This window comes from Kiritimatiellales bacterium, assembly GCA_041656295.1.
Classification (GTDB): Bacteria; Verrucomicrobiota; Kiritimatiellia; order Kiritimatiellales; family Tichowtungiaceae; genus Tichowtungia.
Genome location: JBBADV010000016.1, coordinates 1 through 24,777, shown reverse-complemented (window position 1 = coordinate 24,777; position 24,777 = coordinate 1). Strand labels below are relative to the sequence as shown.

Annotated in this window: 25 protein-coding genes and 1 tRNA gene; 22 read left to right on the top strand and 4 right to left on the bottom strand. The window is 49.8% G+C overall.

Annotation, left to right across the window (positions count from 1 at the left end; translation table 11 throughout):
- The first annotated feature begins 57 nt into the window (after positions 1–57).
- From pheA to WC959_09840, 6 genes are all read left to right on the top strand, one after another.
- Entirely contained in the window at positions 58–1,119 is a 1,062-nt protein-coding gene (gene pheA / locus WC959_09865) for a prephenate dehydratase (protein ID MFA5689434.1), read from the top strand.
- 406 nt (positions 1,120–1,525) lie between these two features.
- A complete protein-coding gene (locus WC959_09860; protein ID MFA5689433.1) occupies positions 1,526–2,428 on the top strand; it encodes a hypothetical protein in 903 nt (300 codons plus the stop codon).
- A gap of 26 nt (positions 2,429–2,454) precedes the next feature.
- On the top strand, positions 2,455–3,039 hold the full coding sequence (locus tag WC959_09855) for a PEP-CTERM sorting domain-containing protein (GenBank protein ID MFA5689432.1): 585 nt from the start codon (positions 2,455–2,457) through the stop codon (positions 3,037–3,039).
- Positions 3,040–3,971: 932 nt separating this feature from the next.
- Positions 3,972–4,418 carry a transposase gene (locus WC959_09850; GenBank protein ID MFA5689431.1) on the top strand — a complete coding sequence of 149 codons (447 nt, stop codon included), beginning with the start codon at positions 3,972–3,974 and terminating at the stop codon, positions 4,416–4,418.
- Positions 4,419–4,457: 39 nt separating this feature from the next.
- Complete coding sequence (locus WC959_09845; GenBank protein MFA5689430.1) at positions 4,458–4,652, top strand: hypothetical protein; 195 nt, start codon at positions 4,458–4,460, stop codon at positions 4,650–4,652.
- Between the two features lie 98 nt (positions 4,653–4,750).
- Positions 4,751–5,665, top strand: coding sequence for a ParB/RepB/Spo0J family partition protein (locus WC959_09840; protein ID MFA5689429.1), 915 nt, complete (start codon positions 4,751–4,753; stop codon positions 5,663–5,665).
- 262 nt (positions 5,666–5,927) lie between these two features.
- On the opposite strand, the gene WC959_09835 is transcribed toward WC959_09840, so the two are convergent.
- A complete protein-coding gene (locus WC959_09835) occupies positions 5,928–6,119 on the bottom strand; it encodes a hypothetical protein (GenBank protein MFA5689428.1) in 192 nt (63 codons plus the stop codon).
- A 169-nt stretch (positions 6,120–6,288) separates the two neighbouring features.
- On the opposite strand from WC959_09835, the gene WC959_09830 reads away from it, so the two are divergent.
- The 16 genes from WC959_09830 (at position 6,289) to WC959_09755 (ending at position 22,097) form a co-directional block, all read left to right on the top strand.
- Positions 6,289–6,738, top strand: coding sequence for a hypothetical protein (locus WC959_09830; protein MFA5689427.1), 450 nt, complete (start codon positions 6,289–6,291; stop codon positions 6,736–6,738).
- Positions 6,739–6,876: 138 nt separating this feature from the next.
- Positions 6,877–7,065: a hypothetical protein gene (locus WC959_09825; protein MFA5689426.1), complete on the top strand. Its 189-nt coding sequence runs from the start codon at positions 6,877–6,879 to the stop codon at positions 7,063–7,065.
- Positions 7,065–7,994 (top strand): 16S rRNA (cytosine(1402)-N(4))-methyltransferase RsmH, encoded by a 930-nt coding sequence (rsmH, locus tag WC959_09820; protein ID MFA5689425.1) that lies wholly within the window; start codon positions 7,065–7,067, stop codon positions 7,992–7,994. The genes WC959_09825 and rsmH overlap by 1 nt, the downstream gene beginning before the upstream one ends.
- A complete protein-coding gene (locus tag WC959_09815) occupies positions 7,991–8,356 on the top strand; it encodes a hypothetical protein (protein MFA5689424.1) in 366 nt (121 codons plus the stop codon). The genes rsmH and WC959_09815 overlap by 4 nt, the downstream gene beginning before the upstream one ends.
- A gap of 2 nt (positions 8,357–8,358) precedes the next feature.
- Entirely contained in the window at positions 8,359–10,101 is a 1,743-nt protein-coding gene (locus tag WC959_09810) for a penicillin-binding protein 2 (protein MFA5689423.1), read from the top strand.
- 95 nt (positions 10,102–10,196) lie between these two features.
- Positions 10,197–11,639, top strand: coding sequence for a UDP-N-acetylmuramoyl-L-alanyl-D-glutamate--2,6-diaminopimelate ligase (locus WC959_09805; GenBank protein ID MFA5689422.1), 1,443 nt, complete (start codon positions 10,197–10,199; stop codon positions 11,637–11,639).
- On the top strand, positions 11,639–12,910 hold the full coding sequence (locus WC959_09800) for a Mur ligase family protein (protein ID MFA5689421.1): 1,272 nt from the start codon (positions 11,639–11,641) through the stop codon (positions 12,908–12,910). Before WC959_09805 ends, WC959_09800 begins: the two co-directional genes overlap by 1 nt.
- A 273-nt stretch (positions 12,911–13,183) precedes the next feature.
- On the top strand, positions 13,184–14,323 hold the full coding sequence (mraY, locus tag WC959_09795; protein MFA5689420.1) for a phospho-N-acetylmuramoyl-pentapeptide-transferase: 1,140 nt from the start codon (positions 13,184–13,186) through the stop codon (positions 14,321–14,323).
- 82 nt (positions 14,324–14,405) lie between these two features.
- Complete coding sequence (gene murD, locus WC959_09790) at positions 14,406–15,686, top strand: UDP-N-acetylmuramoyl-L-alanine--D-glutamate ligase (protein MFA5689419.1); 1,281 nt, start codon at positions 14,406–14,408, stop codon at positions 15,684–15,686.
- Positions 15,679–16,608: a LysM peptidoglycan-binding domain-containing protein gene (locus WC959_09785; GenBank protein MFA5689418.1), complete on the top strand. Its 930-nt coding sequence runs from the start codon at positions 15,679–15,681 to the stop codon at positions 16,606–16,608. The genes murD and WC959_09785 overlap by 8 nt, the downstream gene beginning before the upstream one ends.
- A 241-nt stretch (positions 16,609–16,849) precedes the next feature.
- A complete protein-coding gene (gene ftsW, locus WC959_09780; GenBank protein ID MFA5689417.1) occupies positions 16,850–17,971 on the top strand; it encodes a putative lipid II flippase FtsW in 1,122 nt (373 codons plus the stop codon).
- 355 nt (positions 17,972–18,326) lie between these two features.
- The gene (locus WC959_09775) at positions 18,327–19,130 is read left to right on the top strand and encodes a hypothetical protein (GenBank protein ID MFA5689416.1); all 804 of its coding nucleotides are present in this window, start codon (positions 18,327–18,329) and stop codon (positions 19,128–19,130) included.
- 11 nt (positions 19,131–19,141) lie between these two features.
- Complete coding sequence (locus tag WC959_09770; protein ID MFA5689415.1) at positions 19,142–19,651, top strand: PEP-CTERM sorting domain-containing protein; 510 nt, start codon at positions 19,142–19,144, stop codon at positions 19,649–19,651.
- Positions 19,652–20,391: 740 nt separating this feature from the next.
- Positions 20,392–21,123 carry an RsmE family RNA methyltransferase gene (locus tag WC959_09765; GenBank protein MFA5689414.1) on the top strand — a complete coding sequence of 244 codons (732 nt, stop codon included), beginning with the start codon at positions 20,392–20,394 and terminating at the stop codon, positions 21,121–21,123.
- 7 nt (positions 21,124–21,130) lie between these two features.
- Complete coding sequence (locus WC959_09760) at positions 21,131–21,994, top strand: ParA family protein (GenBank protein ID MFA5689413.1); 864 nt, start codon at positions 21,131–21,133, stop codon at positions 21,992–21,994.
- Between the two features lie 13 nt (positions 21,995–22,007).
- Positions 22,008–22,097: transfer RNA gene (locus WC959_09755), tRNA-Ser, on the top strand.
- Here WC959_09755 and WC959_09750 read toward each other — a convergent pair.
- From WC959_09750 to WC959_09740, 3 genes are read right to left on the bottom strand one after another with little or no spacing between them, the layout of a single operon-like run.
- Complete coding sequence (locus tag WC959_09750; GenBank protein MFA5689412.1) at positions 22,056–23,294, bottom strand: tyrosine-type recombinase/integrase; 1,239 nt, start codon at positions 23,292–23,294, stop codon at positions 22,056–22,058. The two genes, WC959_09755 and WC959_09750, sit on opposite strands and share 42 nt — an antisense overlap.
- Positions 23,291–23,464: a helix-turn-helix domain-containing protein gene (locus WC959_09745; protein ID MFA5689411.1), complete on the bottom strand. Its 174-nt coding sequence runs from the start codon at positions 23,462–23,464 to the stop codon at positions 23,291–23,293. The genes WC959_09750 and WC959_09745 overlap by 4 nt, the downstream gene beginning before the upstream one ends.
- The gene (locus WC959_09740; protein MFA5689410.1) at positions 23,461–24,009 is read right to left on the bottom strand and encodes a hypothetical protein; all 549 of its coding nucleotides are present in this window, start codon (positions 24,007–24,009) and stop codon (positions 23,461–23,463) included. Before WC959_09740 ends, WC959_09745 begins: the two co-directional genes overlap by 4 nt.
- Positions 24,010–24,777: the final 768 nt, after the last annotated feature.

Sequence of the window (24,777 nt, the reverse complement as noted above, 5' to 3'; positions counted from 1 at the left end):
CTTAAATCCGTTTTTTCGTGTTGATTCGTGTGATTCGTGGGCGGAAATAAATTGGTTATGAATCTGGAAAGCCTAAGAAAAAAAATTGATTCGCTCGACGAAGAGCTTGTGAAGCTGCTGAATGAGCGCGTAAAAGTTGCGCTCGAAGTCGGCAAAATTAAAAAAGAGCAGGGCGGCGAAATTTATGTCCCGGCGCGCGAGCGGGAGGTGTTCAAGCGGATTGAAAAACTGAACGGCGGTCCGCTGCCGCACGATGCAGCGCGTGCGATCTACCGAGAAATCATGTCCGCATCGCTCGCGCTCGAAAGCAATCTGAAAATTGCCTATCTCGGCCCGCCGGCAACATTCACGCATCAGGCGGCGCATTTGAAATTCGGCGCAAGCGTGGGGTATCATCCCGCCGCGACCATCGCTGATGTTTTCGCGGCGGTGGAAAACGGCGCCGCCGATTACGGCGTCGTACCGATCGAAAATTCAATTGAAGGCGCGGTAACGCATACGTTTGATCAATTCACCGGTACTAATCTTAAAATCTGTGCCGAAATTTATCTGCCGGTTTCGCTGGCGCTGCTTGCATCCGTGCCGAAAGAAAAAATTTCGCGCGTATGCAGCAAGCAGGAAGCTCTCGGGCAGTGCCGCCGGTGGCTCGCCGAAAATCTTTCCGGCATCGAATATGAAGCCGTTAACAGCACCGCATTTGCAGCGGGAATAGCGGCAAAGAGCGATGCTGCCGCGATCGCGAGCCCGCTGGCAGCTGAGCTGTACGGACTCTCTGTGATCGCCGAGCATATTCAGGACGCCAGCGGTAATACAACGCGCTTTCTGGTGATCGGACACAACGCCGCCGATCCGACCGGCAGCGATAAAACATCGATCTATTTTGGACTCAAAGATCAGGTCGGTGCACTGCACGATGCACTCGAAGCACTGAAAGCCGGCGGCATTAACATGACAAAAATTGAATCGCGCCCGAGCCGCAGCAAAGCGTGGGAGTACTACTTCTTCGTCGACTTCGAGGGTCACGCTGAAACACCGGAAGTGAAAATTGCACTCAAAATATTCGCGCGCCACTGTGCCGTCATGCATGTACTGGGTTCGTATCCGCGCGCCGATGTTTAAAAATAAAATTACAGCCAAAAAACACATCCAGAGAAGGGTTTGCCGTAATCGGGCAGCGAAGCGGGAAAATTCACAAACTTTAAATTCAAATGTGTTCATCACGATTTGATCTGACGGGACAGTCCTGTGGGATCACGATTTTTGTCAGGCAGCTTTCTCTTCAGGTCTTTCCCTGCTGCCCTTACATCATAAATTTTTACAGTGTGAGAACTTCCCCTACAAAAAATACGTCTATAAAGTAAGCTGCAGAAATCCTCAATACGGGGTTTATACATCCAAATAATTTTAAAATACCCTATCCATCAATGCTTTATATCGTAAAATAACACATCTGACGCAGTACAAAAAAACTGATTTTTTCTACAAAAAACGGTTGATCGGCTCGAACGTAACGGCTACATTAGTATTGTTTTTATCAAAAAAACAACTGAATGATGCGGGTGCAGATAATCAGAAAGTTAAAAATAGAAGAAAAAGAGAATATAGCAGCATGAAAAAATTAATTTTACTTTTAAGCGCAGCAGGTCTCATCACTGTTGCTTCATACGCTCAATCAACTGCGGATATCGTTGGGTTTTCAAGAGTTCCTGCTATGCCGGATGGACAATATGAAATGATATCTTTCACCCATTTTATGGGAACAAATGAGGATATTAAAGTACAAGACACCATCAAACATTTAACTGATTATAACACATCGACAGAATGGGATAGTGCAGATAAATTGTACTTATGGGATAATCATACGCAAAAATATATTATATACGGATTGTTTGTTGACTATTTTGACAATACTTATTTTGGTTGGGCGGATCCGCTTGATGAATGCTGGGAAAACTGGACAGGGCCTTTTTCCATACAACTCACAAACACGCTAGGTAGAGGAATTGGAGTGTGGTATGTAACCGCACCGTCTTCAGAAAAGACTCCGAGAATCATCGTTTCTGGCTCAGTGTACACAAATGACTCTACAAATATTGATCTCGAAGAAGGATTCAATATGATTGCATATCCGTATAGCGCCTCAATTTCCTTTACGAGTAATATTATATCTGGAGTGACAGGAAGTCCAGAATGGGAAACCTCAGATAGGATACAGTTATGGGATCCTAACACTCAAAAATTTGTTGAGTATGCGTATTTTGTAGGTTACGATGGTGCAGTCGGGTGGGCGAACTCTTTGGATGAGTGTTGGGAAAACTGGACAGGTCCAATAGATACCGTTCCACCTGTTTTGGATATGGGTAAAGGATTTTGGTATTTATCATTATCAAATAAACAAATATCGTTGCAAAAAATTTATAATTGACAGAACTTAGCCAAAAGGAATTCTAGATGAAAAAAGGACTATTAGTTGTTTTTGTTGCGTGTTTTGGTCTTCAACAGATAACGGCAGATACCATCACTATAGCTAGGGCATATATGAATGTATACGATGCCCGTTTGGATGAATTTTCTGCAAATCATACTGATTTTTCAGACTGGTACGTTGATATTTTTTATTCATCTAGCGCAATCGGGTTAACTGAAACGTTCCTGGCCACATTAGGCATTGGGTCGTATCGAATAGATGGGAATCCCGCACCTCCTGGAGGATACCAAACAAATCCTGCGACAATAGTTGATAATTTGACACTTTCCGCTCAAACAAATTATGAATTTATCTATCGTGTATACACAGCAGTAGATGCAGTAGGACGGTACGGATATCTTGAGATAACTGGAATTACGTCAAAATCAGGAGTTGCTCCCGATCCGTCCTTTACTTTGAGCCAAGCTGCTGTTCGAAACGCAATTGCTTCGAATCCCGATCTTGCATGGACTATTATACCCGAACCGGCAGCCGTACTGCTGATGTTTGTTGGCGGTGTGCTGACCTGGGTAAGCAACCGGCGTAAAAAACTGCACTACGCTTTGTAAGCTAAACCGTCTCCCAAAAAAACCGGCGTTATTTTTTTCGCCGGTTTTTTTATGCGGTCGAAGACAGAACACCACGGCTTTAGCCGTGGATGAATGAGCCTCCTGATTGCCGCGAACGCAAAGTTTCGCGGCGGTCAGGTCAGCTCTGAGAGGAGCTGTGATGAAAAAAGAACCCCGAGTTTACTCGGGGGTATCTATGCCCCGCTTCGGTAGGGCGTGCAGTCCCTTGCGCGCCCTACCATTTCGATAACGCACAAAAAGTTTCGCCCAATTGAAAAGAGGTTCTCCGGCTGATTGGCCGTATGTTTGGGAAACCCGTATCCGGTAGGGCGGTCAGTCCCTTGACCGCCGCACGTCATGTGCAGAGATGGCGCGCCGTCGCCATCCATTATCATATTGAATCATTCAAACGACCGGCGCGCAAGGGACTGCGCGCCTTACCAACAAACGATCGGCGCGCAAGGGACTGCGCGCCCTACCATTTCTTATTGATAACGTACAAAAGTTTCGCCCAATTAAAAAGAGGTTCTCCGGCTGATTGGCCGTATGTTCGGGAAAACCGTATCCGGTAGGGCGGTCAGTCCCTTGACCGCCGCACGTCACGGGCAGAGATGGCGCGCTGCGCCATCCATAATCATATTGAATCATTCAAACAATCGGCGCGCAAGGGACTGCGCGCCCTACCATTTCGATAACGCACAAAAAGTTTCGCACAATTGAAAAGAGGTTCTCCGGCTGATTGGCCGTATGTTTGGGGAAACCCGTATCCGGTAGGGCGGTCAGTCCCTTGACCGCTTCACGTCACGTGCAGAGATGGCGCGCCGTCGCCATCCATTATCATATTGAATCATTCAAACGACCGGCGCGCAAGGGACTGCGCGCCCTACCATTTCTTATTTGACTTACATTGCAGAAACTTTTAAAGAATGGTTATGCTGCCTAAACGTAAAAAACTGCCGCATGGAATTCCATCATGGGTGCCGGACGGCGCTGATTTTTTCATTACCATTTGCGTGCGAAATCGCGCAGAAAACTCACTTTGCAAGCAACCTGTTGCCGGACAACTGAAAGATTCGTTTATGTTTCTGCAAACCCGGCGGGAACTCTGGATTCATCTTCTGTTATTTATGCCTGATCATCTTCATGCCATCATCAGTTTTGCGCGTGAGCCGGGAATGCAGAAAAGTATTAAAAACTGGAAGCATTACACCAAACGCGCTTACGGCATAAACTGGCAGCGTGATTTTTTTGATCACCGGATGCGAGCCACTGACAGTTACATAGAAAAAGCCGGATACATTCGTATGAACCCTGTGCGTGCCGGTTTCGTTCAATCTCCGGCTGATTGGCCGTATGTTTGGGAAAACCGTATCCGGTAGGGCGGTCAGTCCCTTGACCGCCGCACGTCACGGGTAGAGATGGCGCGCCGCGCCATCCATTACAATATTGAATCATTCAAACGATCGGCGCGCAAGGGACTGCGCGCCTTGCCGACTTCATTTTCCGCGGCGCTTTTTTTCCCTCTGCGTAATTTGCGGATAAATTTCCCGGCTGTCCTGGCGGTAAATCCAGATTTTTCCATCTGCAAGAATTCTGTTATTTTATCTGAATGACTTCACCATCGTTCACTTCGTTCCGAAACGCGATTGAAATATCCACGTCCACCTGTTTAAATCAGCAATCAAATCACGGCTTTAAAGCGGAGTAACTTATGGCAAAACAAAAAACCGGACTCGGGCCACGCGGGTTAAACATATTAATTCAGGAAAAAAGAGTTATTGCGCCGGCGGCAGCGGGTGTTCCGGCGCCGGATTCCGGCGGCATAACAAAAGTTGCCGTAAAAAAAATCAAGGTCAACCCGCTGCAGCCGCGCCGGATATTCCGTACGGAAGCGCTGAACGAACTGATTGCATCCGTAAAAGAGCGCGGCGTTTTGCAGCCGTTGCTTGTCCGGCAAAGGGAGAAATATTTCGAACTGATTGCCGGCGAACGCCGGTTGCGTGCCGCAACTGCCGCCGGACTCGCTGAAGTTCCGGTGATTATTCTCAACGTTAACGATCAGGAGGCGCTTGAGATCGCATTGATCGAAAACCTGCAGCGCGACGATCTGAATCTGATGGAAGAGGCAGAGGGGTATCGTGAGCTTGCCGCTAAATTTGGCATGACGCAGGACGAGATTGCCAAACGCGTCGGTAAAGCGCGCGCCAGCGTGGCGAATACGCTGCGGCTGCTCGAACTGCCGGCGGGCATAAAAAAGCTGCTTGAAACCGGCAAGCTGTCCGCCGGCCACGGAAAAGTTCTGCTTTCCGTTGAATCCGATGTTGAAAAGGAGCTGCTCACTCAACGGATTATACGCGAAGGGCTCTCTGTGCGCGCACTCGAGAAAATCGCAGAAAGACTCAAAAAACCGGCGAAAAAACCGCGCGCCGAAAAGACCGATCTGCCGGCGGATTATATCCGCCACCTGTCCGAAAAACTGCATCAGCATTTCGGCACGGCGGTGCACATTAATTCAACCAAAACGCTCGCCAACGGAAAAAAAATTAAAGGTACTATTCAGATCGACTATTACAATGACGACGACCTGAGCCGTGTACTTGAAATTCTTGGTATTGATGTCGGATAAAAAGCCGGTACGCAGTTCAAAAAAAGCGGGCGACAGGGTGCGCAGTCCTTTACGTGCCAAAAAAACGGACGGCAGGGGTCTTGCCGTCTTACCTACCTTTAAACGGACAAATCCAATAGAAACTTTGGTATTTTGATTTTTTGGGACAGGTTTAGCTGTACCAACCATTCACAACTCGTTGATTTAGATAAAAAAGGACCCTCTTCTGAAAAGGGGAGAAACAGAAGAGGGTGTATGCATTCCCGACCGCAGGGATGAACGGTCATTTGGGTATCGGGCATACGCCGCCGGAACAGGTGGATTGGGGTCTACCTGTTCCTTTTTCGCTGTCGCATTGCGCGGCAGCGGATTCGGGGTTGGGGTGTTTAGATTGGTTTTTGCAGGGCGGACGACTCATTGCGCCGGCGCCGGCGGCCAGTGCGATCAGTATTCCTGCTATGATCAAATTCTTCATTTTTTCTTTCCGTCCTTTCTTAGAGTTTTATCAATTTGCCATATTAGTCACTTTCGGTTCAATTCTGTTCATTTTCTTTTTCAAAAAAATTAGATAAAAAGCATTGACGTTAGGTGGAGTAAAATGGAATAAGATGTTTTATAAAAGAGGAAAATGGAGCATAAGATTGATGAATGAAAGAATAGAAGAGTTGTTCGTCGGCTCGTTTCATCATTCTCTTGACCCGAAACGGCGGCTGATTATCCCGTCGGGATGGCGCTCAATGCTGGGTGAATCGCCGCGCTTATATGCCTTTCCTCATCCGGATGCGAAATGTCTCTACATCTATACGCTGGCGGAAATGAACCGGCGTTTACATCAGCTGCGCGGGACATCAGCGATGGACGCAGACGATCAGCGATCAATTCGCGCGATGACGGCGGCGGCGGATTCGCTGGCGGTGGATGTACAGGGCCGTGTGCGTATTAAAGATGAACTGCTGGCACACGCCGAAGTGAAGACGAAAGTGGTGCTGGTCGGCACACTGACGCGTATGGAGCTTTGGAGCGAAGAGAATTTTGACCTGGCACTGCCGGCAGAATCGGCGCTGGCAGAAGCAGCTTTTTATGGCGGGTATTAGAGCGTGGAGCGAAGAGGAGGAAGCAGGAGATGCCGAAAGTCAAAGGTCTGAAAGTGGAAAGTCGGGAAACCGACGGCAGGCCGCTGCCACTCGTCACCGGTCACTTACTGAACCCTGAACTCCGAACAGGTAACGGTTATGAGACAGATTGCTGAATATATGTACTTCTCGCAGGCGGTGGATTTGCGGCGCGACAGCGAACGCATGATGCGCCTGCCAGCCGGCAATGGAAAGCTGCGCCGGACAGTTTTAATGCCGGAAAAGCGCACAGCGCGTCTTGCGGCGGATTTTTGGAGTCGCGTAATCAAGATGCCGGGACTGACGTAATGCATATTCCTGTGCTGCTCAGCGAAACGATCGATCTGCTGGTGACGGATCTCTCCGGCACCTACATCGACGGAACACTTGGGTGCGGCGGGCATGCAGCGGAAATTTTAAAACGTCTGTCGCCAGCCGGGCGGCTGATTGGAATGGACAGAGATTTGGATGCGCTGGCGGCGGCGGGAAAAAACTTGAAACCGTTCGGCGACAGGGCGGTGAGGGTACACGGAAACTTTGCAGAGATGAAAATGCGTTGTGAACAGATCGGCGTGAATGAAGTCACCGGGATCCTGCTGGATCTAGGTGTAAGTTCACCGCAGCTCGATATCGCGGAGCGCGGATTCAGTTTTGCGAAAGACGGGCCGCTTGACATGCGTATGGACCGTACCCAGCCCGGATCTGCCGCCGCATTAGTAAATGAACTGCCGGAAGAGGAGCTCGCCGGAATTATTTTCCGGTTCGGCGAAGAGCATGACTCGCGCCGGATTGCGCGCGCGATTGTTGAAGCGCGTAAAAACCGACGGATTGAAACCACGCTGGAGCTCGCCGGAATTGTGGAAAAAGCGAAAGGCGGACGGCGCGGTGCAGCCACGCATCCGGCGACGCAAACATTTCAGGCGCTGCGGATGGCTGTGAACTGTGAACTGGAAAGTATTGAACGCGGCATCGCAGACGGACTTGCAATGCTGTGTACCGGCGGGCGCATGGCTGTGATCACGTTTCACAGCCTGGAGGACCGCTTAGTCAAAGAAATTTTTAAACGTCATACCGTGAAGCGCGAGTCGCTTCAGCAGGGCGGTGAAAAACTGGTTTATGAAACACCGGCAGTGCGGCCGTTAACCAAAAAGCCGCTCACTGCCGGAGAAAATGAATTGAAGGAAAACCCGCGCGCGCGGTCGGCAAAACTGCGTGTTGTCGAGAAGGAGGCCGCATGAAGAAAAAACAGATGAGAAAAAATCATAAAGCCGAAGTGCGCATACCGTTTCCGGTGGCGCTGACCTATATTCTGATTTTTGCGGCGGTATTCGGTATCAGCTATGTCTGGCTCTGCACCCGCTGCAATCAGCTCGGTCAGGATATCAAAGAACTCGAAACCGCTCAGCGCGCGGTAAATGCACGCTGGATTAACGAGCAGGACCGCTGGGCCAGCATGCGTACACCGGCCAATTTCGAGCGCACACTGCGCCGGCACGGCCTTCATATGCATCTGCCGGATACGCGCCAGATTATTCTCGTTCGTAATGCGGATGAACGTTTGTCGCTTGCATACAACAGCCGGGACGGCAGAAAACTGTAGCTATGCAATATAAAGGACGGGTTATTTTAACTGCAACCGTGGTGACAGCACTGTTCGCCGGGCTGGGCACACGCCTGGCCTTTTTGCATTTAAAGCCGTCCGGGAACACGCTTGCGCGCATTGAGCGTGCGCGCAAAATGGAGCTGGAAATCCGCGGACCGCGCGGCACCGTGTTTGATTGTAACGGACATATTCTGGCGCTCGACGCCGGCACGAAACATATTTGTGTCGATCCAAAATATATCAGCCGGCACGGCGACCTGCAGAAAGTGCTCGAGGCGTTTGAAAAACATCTTCCGTTGAGCCGTACTGAAATCTGGAAGCTGTTGAATCAGCCGGAAAAGCAGTATGTGCGCGTCCACTGTTTTGCCCGTGATCAGGTGGTGGATGCACTGCAGACGATGAAACTTGGACGCGGTGTAATCTTTGAAGATGCGCCGGTCCGTGAATATCCCAAAGGCGTGCTCGCCGCGCATGTGATCGGTTTTGCAAATCAGGAGGGCCAGGGCAGCGCCGGCATTGAGCAGCGGTTGAACACCATGCTGCAGGGCACGCCGGGAATCCGCAGTACGCTGGCAGACGGCCGCCGGCGCGAAATTTATTCCGGCCGCACTGTGGATATTCCGCCGGTACCGGGAAAAAATATTTATCTGACTATTGATCAGCAGATTCAGTATTTCACCGAAAAGGCGCTCGATAATCTGAATGAAAAATATAAACCGCGCGGCGGTGCGTGCGCCATTGTGCAGGATGTTCGCACCGGAAAAATTTTAGCTATGGCATCGCTGCCGACGTATAACTTAAACCGCTACAACATTACTCCGGCGGAATGGATGCGCAACCGCGCGATCAATTTTGTGTACGAACCCGGCTCGACGATGAAAGCGGTGATCATTGCCTCGGCGCTCGATCAGGGCATTGTCCGGCAGTCGGACGTGTACGATTGCGAAAAAGGAATCTGGTATTACGGCGGACGTTCGCTGCGCGATTCGCATCCGGAAGGACTGCTGAGTGTGGCCGACATTGTAAAAAAATCCAGCAACATCGGCGCCGCAAAAATTGCCCTGCAGATGGGTGACGAAAAAGTTTACCGCAGCCTGCGTGATTTCGGTTTTGGCACTATCACCGGCGTTGGACTGCCCGGCGAAGACGCCGGTATCGTCTGGCCGGTGAATAAGTGGTCGAAGATCAGCATCACGCGCCTTGCGATGGGGCACGAAGTCCTGGTTTCAACCATTCAACTGGTTGCAGCGTTCAGTGCCATTGCCAACGATGGTAAATTAATGAAGCCGTATATCGTCGACCGCATTACTGATGAGCACGGCAAAGCGGTCAAAGAATTCACGCCGGAAATGATCCGTACGCCGATTAAGCCTGAAACGGCAAAACAGATGCGCCGGCTGCTCGCGCGCGTTACACAATCCGGCGGTACCGGTACGGGCGGTGCAGTGCCCGGTTATATGGTGGCCGGCAAAACCGGCACGGCGCAGAAAGTGGATTTAAAAAACGGCGGCTATTTAAAAAACCGTTACATCGCATCATTTATCGGTTTTCTGCCGGTGGAAAATCCGGCGGTTTGTATCATCGTGGTGGCTGATGATCCGGTCGGCGCCGGTTACGGCGGAACAGTGTGCGCGCCGTATTTTAAAGAGATCGCCGAGCAGGCGGTACGCTATCTTCGCATTCCGCCGGAAGGATTTCCCACCGAATATATCGCGCCGCAGACAGCACAAAACTTTTTTTGACAGGATAACAGGATGACATGGATTTTAAAATACTTGACGTCGTGGCGGTTAAAAAAGCCGGCAATCGGCAATCATAAATCGGCAATGATAAATAAATGCAACTGAACGAACTTTTAAATGGAATTGAAACGGTGGAAATTGCCGGCGATATGGCGGTCGAAATTTCCAGTGTGGTTTATGATTCGCGGCTGGCGGCGCTGGGAGCGCTGTTTGTTGCGCTGCATGGTGCGCATGCTGATGGCGCCGTATTTATCGAAGACGCCGTCCGGCGCGGCGCCGTGGCAATTCTTTCGGAAGCACCGCCGGTCTCCGCTGGAAACTTTCCGTTTGTTCAGGTCGCCGACGCACGCCTGGCACTTGCCGGAATTGCCGGCGCGTTCTTCGGCTTCCCGGCAGACCGGCTTTGCTCCGTGGGAATTACCGGCACGAATGGTAAAACGACGGTAAGTTTTATGCTGCGCGAAATTTTTAAAGCAGCCGGGCGGCGCCCGGGACTCATTGGTACGGTGCGTTATGAAATCGGCGACCGCGTGCTGCCGGCGGTGCGCACTACGCCGGAAGCGCCGGATATTCAGTCGATGTGCATGCAGATGGAACGTGCCGGCTGTGACAGTGTGCTGATGGAAATTTCGTCGCACGCGCTCGCACAGCACCGTGTATACGGAATTAATTTTGATGCGGCGGTGTTTACCAATTTAACGCAGGATCATCTGGACTATCACGGTACGCTCGAAGAATATTTTGAGGTTAAGTCGCGGCTGTTTGCTCAGACAAAACAGTTTGCTGTCATTAACTGCGACGATCCGTGGGGGCAGAAGTTGATTTCCGGCGCACACTGGCCGGCGCAGAAAATTTCGTACGGTTTTTCGGATTGCGCCGATGTACGCGGCAGCGAAATAAAAATCGATTCCGGCGGTTCAAAAATGCACGTTGCCGGTCCGTGGGGCACAGCAAAAATTTCATTAAAACTCATTGGACGGTTTAATCTGCATAATGCACTGGCCGCATTTGCGGCAGCGGCGGCGCTCGGAATTCCAGTGGAAATTATTGTGCACGCATTAAACGGAATGGAGTGCGTACCGGGACGGCTGGAAGCAATTCCGAACCGCAAAGGGAAAAAAGTTTTCGTTGATTACGCGCACACGGATGATGCGCTGCGGAATGTGTTAGAAACAGTGCGCGCAATTACACCGGGCAAACTGATTGTCGTTTTCGGCGCCGGCGGAAACCGCGATACCGGTAAACGGAAACTGATGGGGCAGGTGGCGGCGCGGCTCGCCGATTTTTCAATTATCACGAACGACAATCCGCGCAACGAAATTCCGGAAAAAATTGCCGCCGATATTGCCGCCGGTTTTGATTCAGAGCGGAAATATGAAATGATTCTCGACCGGAAAAAAGCGATCGAGCGCGGGGTGGAGCTGATCGGCAGAAAAGATGCGCTGCTCGTTGCCGGTAAAGGTCACGAAACGTATCAGGAATTTATGGGCACGATTATCCCGTTTGATGATCGTGAAGCAGTGCGGGGGGCATTCTGATGTTTTCTTCCGGCGAGTTTTCTAAATGGACCGGCGCGGAATGGAAAAATTCTGCCGACGAATTTTCTATCACCGGAGTTTCGCATGATACGCGTACACTGGACTCCGGAGCGGTGTATATTGCGCTGCGCGGCGCGGTGCACGACGGACATGATTTTATTCCAGCCGCGGTGGAAAGGGGTGCAGTGGCGCTGGTTGTTGAAAAAGAAATTCCGTCGGCGGCTGTTCCGCAATTGATTGTTCCGGATTCACTGACGGCCTTGCGGAAACTCGCCGCCGGCGTGCGTACAACCTGGAATGGAACGGTGATTGGAATTACCGGCAGCGCCGGCAAAACCACCGTAAAAGAGATGATCGCAGCGGTGCTATCGCAAAAAGGCCGCGTTTCAAAAACGCCGGGCAACTGGAATAATGAGATTGGTCTGCCGCTCAGTATGCTGGCGGCGGAACGCGATTCAGATTTTTTTGTATTTGAACTAGGCATGAATCACGCCGGTGAGATTGCGGTGCTCGCTTCGTTATTACAACCGGACTGGGCGGTGATTACAGATATCGGTAAAGCGCACATTGAATTTTTTGACAGCGTTGAAGCGATTGCCACCGAAAAAGCGTCGTTATTAAAATTCGCGAAAAACGCACTGCTTGATGAAACGTCAGAGTGGTTTGAATTGCTGAAACAAAATACTGCCGGAAAAATTTCTATGTTCAGCGATGAAGTGTTTGAGTTTTCAATTTCAGTTCCCGGTGAACACATGATTCGCAACGCGCGGCGCGCAGTGGCGCTGGCGCGTGGACTTGGGTTTTCTGCCGCAGAAATTCAGCGCGGCCTGGATGCCTTTGTTCCGGCGGATAAGCGCTGGGAGCGGGCAGAAATTTCCGGTGTGGTTTTTATTAATGATGCGTATAACGCGAATCCGCTTTCGATGCGTGCGGCACTGACAACATTCGCCGGACTTCCGGTCGCCGGAAAAAAAGTTGCGGTTGTCGGCGCCATGCGTGAACTCGGCGCGGCGTCCGATGCCGAGCACCGCGAGCTCGGTGCGCTGATTGATTCACTGAATTTTGACTGTGTAATTACGATTGGTTCCGCCGGTGCAAAAATTGTCTGCCGGAGCTGTGCCGGACTGAGCAAAGAGGCGGCGGCGGAGATGCTCGCCGGCATTTTGAATCCCGGCGATGCGGTTTTCTTTAAGGCGTCGCGCGGTGAACAGCTTGAAACGCTGGTTGAAGGGCTGAAAGAAAAGATTAATTCTACCGGAAACCACGAATGATTACAAATTTTGAACCGCAGATTTCACGGATACAACCGGAGAAGAATTTTTACAGATTCAAAGCAAAGCGGAGAAAGGCACGGCGACTGCCGTGCAGCGAAGCGGCAACGAAACAAAGGGAATGAAGACCATGCAAAATAAGTTAAACCGCAGAGATACGAAATCAAAATTCTCTAATTTATATTTCATTTCTCTCATTGAATTTTCATCCGTTTATATCCGCGGTATCCGTGGTTCAGAATTTAATTTTATAAAAATTTAACGGAGAGCATTATGATGTACCGGTTGAGTGAGTTGAATGAGGTTTGGTCGGCCCTGCGGATTTTTCAGTACATTACGTTTCGCGCGATGATGGCCGCCGGCACAGCGTTTATTCTCAGTCTGGCGATCGGCCCGCGGCTGATTGAAAAACTGCGCGCGATTCATTTCGGCGAACAGCGCGAAGACGAGCGCGTCGCCGGTTTAGACCGTAAGGCCAAAATCGGTACGCCGACGATGGGCGGGCTGATGATTCTTATCGCCACGGCTGCCGCCACGCTACTGTGGGCGGTGCCGAATTTTTATGTGCTGTGTGCGCTCGCAACGTTTCTGTTTCTCGGTGCGCTCGGTTTTATTGACGATTACCTGAAAATTAAGAATTCCGCCGGACTGGCGCCGCGCTCGAAACTGCTGGCGCAGGCGCTGTGGACCGGAATTTTTATTACGGCGCTTCTGCTGAATCCTGAAACAGCGGTGCGCACAAAGCAGTTGATGGTTCCGTTTGTGAAGTTTCCGGTGATTACAAGCATGGGCATTGCCGGCACGTTTATATTTATTTTTCTCGTGCTGGTCGGTTCATCAAACGCCGTCAATTTAACGGATGGTTTGGACGGGCTGGCGATCGGCTGTTCCAATTCGGTGATGGTGGCATATCTGGTGATGGCGTACGTCGCCGGACACTTTTCGTTCGCAGAATATCTGCAGGTTCCGTTTGTAAAATCCGGCGGCGAGCTCGCCGTGTTTTGCGGTGCGCTGCTCGGCGCCGGTTTAGGGTTTCTCTGGTTTAACTGTCATCCGGCACAGGTGTTTATGGGCGACACCGGCAGTCTGGCGATCGGCGGCGGAATTGCGGCGGTGGCAATTTTAATTAAGCAGGAACTCGTTTTAATCATCGTCGGCGGCGTGTTTGTGATGGAGGCGGCGAGCGTACTGATTCAACAGAGCTGGTTTAAATTTACGCGCAAAAAATATGGCGCCGGCCGCCGTGTTTTCCGGTGCGCACCGATTCATCACCATTTTGAATATATTGCTAAAGAGCGCGCTGAAAAACTTGGACGTTCCACGGCTGCCGCTGAAAATATGATCACTGTGCGGCTGTGGATCGTGTCCATTATTTTTGCGATGATTGGTCTGGCGACGTTGAAAATACGATGAACGAGTCAAAGGTCTTAAAGTCAAATGTCTGAAAGTCCGATTCTTGACTTGCGACTTGTGACCTTCAGACCTTGGACAAAAAATGAACATGAGAAAATACAAAACAGCGCTGGTTTTAGGAACGGGACGCAGCGGTAAAGCGGCCGCGGAGCTGCTGCGCGCGGAAACGTGTGATGTGGTTTGCATCGATCAGGAATTGACGCCGGAGTACCGCTTCACTGCGCTGCCGTTTACGCCGGATGTGGCGATTGTGAGTCCCGGTTTTCCACTGGATCATGTTTGGCTGAAGGAGCTGATTGAAAACGGTGTACCATTGCTCTCGGAAATTGAACTGGGCTGGTCGCGCCGGCAATGTCCGGTGATTGCAGTAACGGGATCGAACGGCAAGAGTTCGGTGGTCAAATGGATTGCGGAAACGATTGCGGTGAACGGACAGAAACCGGTTGTATGCGGTAACTACGGTTTCCCGGTGTGCGCGGCGGTGATGGCGCCGGAAACGCCGGACTGGCTGGTCATGGAAGTGAGTTCATTTCAGCTTGAAACAATCCGAAGTTTCCGTCCGGAGATCGGCGTGCTGCTGAATGTGCTGCCGAATCATCTTGACCGGCACGGTGATATGGAGTGCTACCGGCGGATGAAGCTGCGGCTGTTTGATCGCATGATTGCCGGCGACACGGCGCTGATTCCATTTGAGCTGCTGCCGTATGTGCCGGACGATTCGCCGGCGATGTGGAAAACATTCGGCAGGGAAGAGGGCGCGGATTTTGTTTATGCGAATCATCACGCCGGTGAAATTAATGTGAGCGGAACGTGGTTTGATAATCCGGTGCTGGGAGTTGCAGCGGCGGCAGTTGCCGGCGTTTGCGAAGCGTGCGGAATTCCGGTGCACGCCGCAAAAGCGGCGGCGCATTCATTTGAGCCGCTGCCGCACCGCGTACAGCTGATTGCCGAAATAGACGGTGTGAAATTTATTGATGATTCAAAAGCGACCAATCTGGCGGCGATGTGCGCGGCTGTCCAGCTGTTTCCCGGCGCGGTGCATTTAATTGCCGGCGGCCGCGCAAAAGAAAATGATTTCAGTTTTGCAAAAGATTTACTGGCACAGCGTGTAAAGCGTCTATATCTTATCGGGGAAGCATCTTCAACCATGGAAGCAACATGGCAGGATGCAGTTGAGTGTCTTCCCTGCGGGACGCTGGAGCAGGCGGTTCGTGAGGCGTGGGTGCGGGCGGAAGCGGGTGATACCGTTCTGCTGTCGCCGGCGTGTACGAGCTTCGATCAGTTCAGCAGTTTTGAGGAGCGCGGTGACTGTTTCAACGCAGCGGTCCGGACGTTAAGCAGGAAAGGAGACAGGAATGAGTAAATTATTAGAGAAGGAGTTTCTCATGAAGGCAAAGGTGATTGGTGTTTTAGTGCTGGTTCTGCATATTGTTGTGCTCGCCGGGTTTTCGTTGATGCAGGGCTGCACAACGGGTACGAGCCCGATTCCGTGGCTGAACATACCGCAGAAGCAGGAGACTCTGCCGTCCTATGTTTCAGAAGATCTGACACCTTTGCCGCCGCCGGTGGACACTGCGTATGCGCCGCCGCCGGTAACATCGTCAGCCTATGTTCCGCCGGCAGCGGCCGCAATGCCGTCTGCTGATGATCAGACATACTCGGTGCAGAAAGGTGATACGCTGTCCGTAATCGCCGCTAAATATGGAACCACCTGGAAAAAACTGGCCGACTATAACGGTCTGACCAATCCGAATCAGTTGCGCGTTGGACAGAAACTGAACATCCCCGGCGCACTGTCAGCAAAATCCACGACCGCGGCAGCGCCGTCATCTGCGCCGAAAGCGCTCATTTCACAGGGCGGTACTTACGTCATCCAGCGTGGCGACACGCTCGGCGGCATTGCCAAACGCAGCGGTGTTACAATTGCCGAACTCAAAGCTGCGAACCATATGACCAGCGACCGTATCATCGCCGGAAAAAGTATAACCATTCCGAAACACGGCACCGTTCCCTCATCTGCTGCTGTTGCCGAAACCATACCTGCAACGACAACGGCTGCAGCGCCGGCGGTTGAGACCGCACCGGCAGCAGTTCCGGCGGATGTTGCTCCGGTTGCAGTTTCCAGTGCTGCGCCGGTATATGATCATATTCTTTATCCCGGAGAAACGCTCAACGATGTGGCACGTCAGTTTGGAGTTTCAAAAGATTCCATCATGAAGCTGAATAACATCACCGATGAATCTACGCTCAAACCCGGAACTAAACTGCTGGTTCCGCTGCCGTAATCAACCGGACGTTGAAAAATAAGAAGGGCGCTTAACTGACGCCCTTTTTTTATAAACGTATATTAAATAGATCGCCGCAAAAATGCGCAAAAACCACAAAGTTATTCATACGAACGAAATGCATCGCAGCGCCGACTCTATGAGCCGAAACATCAAATTGGCTCTGAGAGCCGACGCTACACTTTTTGCGTTCTTGGCGGTTACTCTAATCTGATGCCTAAACTCTAATGCCTTCTCCAAAATGTTACGCTGGACCATAACCGTATTAATTGCTGCCGTTCTGATTCTCATCACAATCGGAGTGGTCATGCTCGCCAGCGCCAGTATGCTCGACGGCGGACGGTTTGTCTGGAAACAAATTATGTGGCTGGGTGTCGGTATTCCCGGCGCACTGGTCTGCGCTAAACTTGACCTGCGCTGGATACGCCGGTTGACAATACCGTTTGCATTGCTCTGTGTTTTCCTGCTCGTACTCGTGCGCATTCCCGGCATCGGCGTCAACGTTAATGGAAGCTGGCGCTGGCTGCGTTTCGGGGCGTTTACGCTGCAGCCGTCAGAGCTGGCAAAAATCGGACTCATCCTCACCATCTCCTGGTGGATTGCCACGCAGCGGCGTTATATGTACACCTTTAAACGCGGCACGCTTGTGCCGATGCTGTTTCTTGCTGTTTGTACCGGACTGCTGATCATCGAACCGGATTTCGGTACCGCAATTCTCATTTCGCTCGTCGTTGTCATCATGATCTACGCCGGCGGTTCGCGCCCGGTCTGGCTTATCAGCCTCGGTTCGCTCGGAGCCGCGGCAGTCGGACTTTTAATCTGGAAAAACCCGAACCGCATGGGGCGCATCATCGCGTTTCTTGATCCTGAAAAATATGCACAGGGAGAGGCATGGCAGTTAATCAACGGCATCGCCGCGTTTGCTGCCGGCGGTGCGCACGGCGCCGGACTCGGCAACAGCATTCAGAAACACCATTATCTTCCTGAAGCGCATACCGACTTCATTCTGCCCATCATCGGCGAAGAACTGGGGTTAATCTTTACGCTGTTCATTTTAATTCTGTTCGTCGTCATTTTCATTTGCGGACTGCGGATTGCAGCGCACGCCTCCGACGACTTCGGCAAATTCACTGCATTCGGCTGCACCATGATGATCACCCTGCAGGCTGTGATCAACTTTGCCGTTGTTACCGGTTCTATGCCCACCAAAGGACTTGCTCTGCCGTTTATCAGCTACGGCGGTTCCAGTTTAATGGTTTCATCCGCCATGATCGGGCTGCTCATCAACGTTGCCCACACCGCCCGTTCCCCTAAAGAAAAAAAGCGTAATGCGCTGTTTAAAGATAAAAAACGCAAAGGATAAGGTAGAGCAGGCGCCTCGCTTGCTTTTTAATTAAAACAACCGGGACGGTTGTTCTACGTTTCCACGCGGCGCAAAAATAAAAATGCCGGGCGAAGGCACCCGGTCACATCATCAGATACATGATTTTTTCCATCCGCCTCTAATTTCTTCGCGTCTCTGATGGTTTTCTCCTGTTTTCGCCTGATTTGTTGCGTACCTGACCAGATAATCGTTCGGCTTTTACGGTGCTTTTTGAGGAAATCCATGGCTGAAATTTTCGAAAAATAATCAAAAAATTTACTGGAAAAACAGAAATATGTCCCTTATATTATGTACAGGTTTTAAGAGAGTGGGTTATACACTGAGGAGAAATTCCATGAAAAAATGGGTCATATTATTAGCATCCGCAAGCATCGCCGCCGGCATATTTGCAGAATCCAACACCGTTACCTCCGCTAACATCTTAGGGTATGTCAAAGTGGATGCACCACCGGCAGGAGCGTTTGATATTTTATCTTTAGTTCAATTCTCTAAGGAAAACGATGAAATTAATATTCAAGATGCGATTTCGAATTTAAATGAACTTAATGCGTCAACAACATGGGAGAATGCAGACAAATTATATGTTTGGACGGGTACTTCGTACAAGCAATACGGTTTATATGCTGATGGAACGGATGTCTTTTGGATGGGAGATGACGCATCCCGCTGGACGCTTCCTTTTGTTCCTGCAATGCCGGCAACAATAACACTCCGTCGCGGAAATGCTGTGTGGTACACAACAGGAAATAATGCGGTTCCCGCAAAAATATTAATATCAGGTGATGTTTTTATGGATAGTTCTTTTAATACGGAAGTTTATGCAGGTTTTTCATTAATTGCGTATCCGTACAGTTCTGATATCAGCTTAGCCGATCTAAGCATTTCAAATGCTACAGCGTCGTCGACTTGGGGGAATGCGGATAAATTATATGCATGGACGGGTACTTCGTATAAGCAATACGGTTTATATGATGACGGAACGAGTGTCTTTTGGATGGGAGATGACGCATCTCGTTGGACACTTCCTTTTGTTCCTGCAACACCGGCAACAAATACAATTTCTCTTTCAAAAGGTTTTTGGTACGAATCTGTATCAGAAAAAATTGTGGGATTTGATAGAATTTATCTAAATGATTGAAGGAGATTATTATGAAAATTTTTTTAATTGCGTTTATGATTTTAGTAGGATGTACGACTCAGGCTGCAATTGAAAGTCGCGAGTGGACATTTCCTGGTGGTATGGTTATCTCTGATCTTTTAGGTGGAGATATTCCTGGTACTGGAAGCGATTGGTATATTTGTGCATTATACGAGGATGGCACGGAAATAGTGGATTTTAATGGAATAGCTATGGGGTTTTATGCTGGTTACGGTTATGTACTAAATGGATCTAGTTTTTCTGCATTAGAAAATGAAACTGTATTTTTGAGATATTACAACGATGTGAATGAATCACTTGCCACTTATTATATTGATAGTGATTCTCACCTGCTACCTGATTTAGAGGGAATTATTAACCCTGGTGATGGATTAACAAGCATTGCATTTACTTTTGGAAATTCAACATGGCAAGCAGTTCCAGAACCGGGCACGATTCTGCTTCTTATCTTTGGTGGAATTGGAACCTATCTGGTGCGCCGCAACAGAATGCTGTCGTAAAACCTGTTTGCAGAAAAGACACTTTCACTTAAAGCCCCGGATTCCCGGGGCTTTTTTGTTGTCGGCACATAAAAAGCGCGAAAGATTCAAAATGATTCAATATGATAATGGATGGCGACGGCGCGCCATTTCTGCACATGATGTGCGGCGGTCAAGGGACTGACCGCCCTACCGACGTGCGGCGGACAAGGGACTGACCGCCCTACCGGATACGGTTTTCCCAAACATACGGCCAATCAGCCGGAGAACCCCTTTTCAATTGTGCGAAACTTTTTGTGCGTTATCTGTACGTTATCGAAATGGTAGGGCGCGCAGTCCCTTGCGCGCCGATTGTTTGAATGATTCAATATGATTATGGATGGCGCAGCGCGCCATCTCTGCCCGTGACGTGCGGCGGTCAAGGGACTGCCCGCCCTACCGACGTGCGGCGCGCAAGGGACTGACCGCCCTACCGGATACGGTTTTCCCAAACATACGGCCAATCAGCCGGAGAACCTCTTTTCAATTGGGCGAAACTTTTTGTACGTTATCAGGCTCGGTGGAGAAAAGGAAATTTTTCACTTCGTGTATGGTGTGTTTTTCATGATTAATGAAATCCGTTTCCATCCGTTTATATCAGTGGTTAATTTGTCATGAAAAAGGTATAAAATTTTTTAAAACGAAGTGTATGAAGCATCTTGATATGGTCTTTCGATGATCATAGGTCAAATGAAATTTTAAATGTGTTATGTTTTTAAATTATGCGTATTAACAGTTTTATAGCGCCGGAGCAGATGAGCGGCGATGAAGCGGTTCTGTCACCGGAAGAATCACATCATCTTGCACGCGTGCTGCGTGTTGAAGCGGGACAGGAAATTACACTGTTTGACGGCACCGGAAATCGCGCAACGGCCGTTATTACCGGCGTTTCAAAAAAATCGGTAACGGTTCGAGTTACGGCACGCGAAACTGTTCCGCCGCCGGCGGTGAACATTACATTAATTCAGGCTGTTTCAAAGCCGGACCGGTTTGAAACGGTTTTGCAGAAAGCCGCCGAGCTTGGCGTTCACTCAATTATTCCGGCGATTACGGCGCATACAGTTTTTAAATCCAATGATCAGGGAAAACAGGCGGCGCGCTGGCGGTCGATTATTCTGAACGCATGTCAGCAGAGCAGCGCAGCGTGGATGCCGCAGTTGTGCGCGCCGGAAAAAATTTCGAAGATCATTCCGGTATTAAAAAACTTTGATGTCGCTTTTATTGCGTCGCTCTATCCCGGAGCGCGCCGGTTTCGTGATGTTTTATCCGGCATCGGAAAAAATAACTTTAAACACGTCGCCCTGCTGATTGGTCCTGAAGGTGACTTCACTGAAGAGGAAACTGCCGGCGCAGTGAACGCCGGTGCAATTCCCGTTTCGTTCGGCACACAGATTCTGCGGACTGAAACCGCCGCGATTTTCGGTTTGAGCGTTTTAGTGTATGAGTTATTCTAGCCCGTACATGAGCACAAAAATTATTGCACTTGCAAATCAGAAGGGCGGCGTCGGTAAAACAACAACGGCGGTGAATCTCGCGGCGGCGCTCGCAGAACGTAAACAGAATGTTCTGCTGATCGACCTTGATCCGCAGGCGAATGCAACCAGCAGCACCGGACTCGAGAAAGACGTTGGCGCAAGCATTTATACTGCTCTGCTTGGCGAGGCCGCCGCGCACACGTTAATTAAACCGACCGCGACAAAAAAACTGCACGTTATTCCGTCCGAGCTTGATCTCGCCGGTTGTGAAGTGGCTATTGCACGCATGGACAACTATCTGCATTGTCTGAAAACGGCGTTGCTGCCGGTGAAAGAGCTGAACGAGTACGATTTCATTCTGCTCGACTGCCCGCCGTCGCTCGGCATCCTTTTCATGAATGCACTTTACACCGCCGATTCAATCATCATCCCGATTCAGGCTGAATATCTTGCGCTTGAAGGGCTCAGCGTGATGCTCAGCATTATTGAACAGGTGCGCATTGCCGGGAATCCGGCGCTTGATATTGAAGGTATCGTACTTACGATGTACGATGGGCGCACCAATCTTGCACAGCAGGTTGCCGAAGAGGTTGAAAAACATTTCGGTGGTAAACTCTATAAAACATTTATTCCGCGCAACGTCCGGCTCAGCGAAGCGCCGAGCCACGGACAGCCCGTGCTTGAATACGCAAAAATGTCGCAAGGTGCATGGGCCTACCGCAATCTCGCCAAAGAATTTCTCAAGCGCCGGAAACTCATCGGCCCTGAAGCCGTCGCCGCATCAACACCGCCGGCAGAAACTGTTCAGGAAAATGACTTGGCAGCAACCGGTGAAAAAACTACCTTGTAGAGCCTTTTTATTCGGAGAGGTGCCGGAGTGGTTGATCGGGACGGTCTCGAAAACCGTTGTACTAGCAATGGTACCGAGGGTTCGAATCCCTCTCTCTCCGCCATTTTCCCCCATGTCCCGCAACGGGACGCGGCGTGACTTTAAGCCCGCCATTATTGACTGATATTGATGTTTCGCCCTCGCATTTTCCGGACACAGCGGGACTGCCAATACCTGCATTTGTCGCGTTCGGGTGGACAGTATGAGGAGCAAAATCCGGCAGACTGTTCACTGCGGCGGTGGTTGGTAGCTGGCTGACATCTGTATAGTTTTTAGTTGTCAGTTTTATTTCGCTGTGGCGCATGTGCGCCTGAACAATGCGCGGCGAAATGCCCGTTGCCAGCATTTGCGTACAGCACGTTGTCCGCAGGGCATGAAAATCGGTTTTGTTCCCGCGCTCGTCTTTGTATGCAATTCCGGCTTTTTTCAAATCCGCCCGAAATACTTTCATCGCCGGCACATCAAAAATGCGGTCGGTCTGTGACGGGTTGTTTTTACCAATGGTTAAAATGGCATCTACAACCGCCGGATGCAGAGCGATCATTGCATCTTTGCCGTTTTTGGTGGTAGATGCCCTCGCATGAATATACGGGGCTTTTGCATCTAAATGCAGATCGCCATATTCTACCGCCTCAATTTCCGCACGGCGCAAGCCGGTATATAATGCAGTAATATACACCGCGCGGCGCATCGGATCTTTTACCGTCTCCAGTAATCTGGAAATTTCATCAGCGGACAACGCCTTGCGCTCAAAGGTCTGCCCTTTCATTTTTAACGGACGGACTTCTTTGAACGGATTTTCCTCAATCAGTCCGTTTGCATAAAGCCAACTGGAAAAACCGCGCACAGCAGTTAAAAAGTTGTTCAGGGTTTTCGGTGAACGGTTACGCTGTCTGCCGCGCCATTGCGTAAACGAGAGCCGGTCAAAGTCCCGTAATGTCTTCCAGCCGCATTCGCGCATTAAGAGCTTCAAACGGTCTTCGGTTAATTCGTAGTTTTTAGTACTTGTCCATTCCCGACTTTTTTCGCCTAAATAGAAGTCTAGGTGCGAGCCTAGCGGGAGCTGAGCCGCTTGTCTGATCTTAGCTGGAATAGCCAAGCCCTCATGCTCCCGTTCTATTTGTCTTGCCCAGTCATTTAATTTTTTCTGCGCAATTTCCTTATCAGATGTTTTTAACGATTTTTCTATTTCCCTATCGGTGGGATTTAACCGGATTCTGCCGTACCAAATCCGCCCCCGTTTCCTCATAATTTTTTTCATCTCAGCCCCCTGCGGTTTGAATTTACATACTCATCGAGTTCCGCTTCATCGATACGGGTCGCCCGTCCGATTTTTACCGGCACCATCGCCCCTTGATTTATCAGACGGTAAACCGTCTTCGTAGATACGCATAGCCGTCCGGCTACGTCTTTAATCCTCAGCATCTTCATTTTGTATCTGCTCCTTTCTTTTTGTTATTGATGAATTTTTCGATACAAATCGTTCTAACCTCGTCCGGCAGTCCGCGCCATTCATCGAGCAGGTGCAGTTTGAAAATAACATCATCTGCCTGTTTTTTTTCTTCTGCAGTTTTATTCCCCCATTCGTGCGTATAGTCAGAGGTAACAGCTCCGAATACGGTTTCACTGTCCAATAGAATTTTTTCAGGAGTATAATCAGTTACTTCGGCAAGCTGAGCCGCACCGAACCGCGCACGGGCAAAAATTTCTTTTAAATAAGTATCTTTTTCCCGCAGTGCCGTTGAAACACTCGCCGCACTGATTTGATAATTTTTATGGTCTTGAAACCACCGGCTGATTGCCCGTGCGCTCATGGTTTTTGATGCCAGCAGAATATATGGAAACAAATCATCCAGTTTCCCGCGCTTGGCAACAACGCCCTGTTCGGAAAACTCAACAAGGTCTTTGCCCATATCCTGAGGGCTGTCCGGCTCGCCCGACATCCTACGCATTTCTCTTAAAATATCTCTACTCATGGAAATCTCCTATTTGATTTTCATGTAACTTTTCATAAAAGTTTTCACTCGTCAAGTCCCTTTCTGAGATTTTTATACCCCCAGCTTAACCGCAAGCCCCGTAGCGGCTTTCTATAAATTTAAAAATGATTCGACGAAATTCCGTGCGCCCTTATATTTTTTTCGTGACGGTTTTTCAGAAAATTCGATTTTTATTTTTTTGGCTCCGGTTTTTTGACGGAAAAAAGTGTCTGATTTTTCTAAAAAAAGCATTTTTTGAAGCCGGTATTGCTACTTTTTTGAATCGGAAGAATCGTTTTTTCTCGGAAATACCGCAGAAAAACCGTCTGCGATTTTTCCGGCAATGGAAATTCCATCATTTTTTTGATTTGCCGGAAAAACACGAAATTTCTTTTTTATGATTTTTCTGCCAAAAAAATGTGTCGGCGGTTTTTCTAAAAATAAAACTTTTTGACACACGAATTTTTAAAGATTAGAACCGGATCACAGTTAAAAAATTAGATTGATGCGTTTACGCATAAGTTGCTTCGACTGAAAACCAGCAATTTACCGTTGGAAGCGAGATATGCGGAGACGCGCCGAACCGGCGCGGCTCCCTGTCTTGTGCTTCCAACAGGGACTTGCTGGTTCCTCAGTCGAGGCATGAGCGGGAGTTCGCGCCTCCGTATTGCCTCATATAAAAAAGACACCGAAGGGGTGCTGATTTTTGATCGTTGACGGGCATGGGGTAGTTCTTTCGTTATGGTTTGTCAAGCGGCGGTTTTCCCG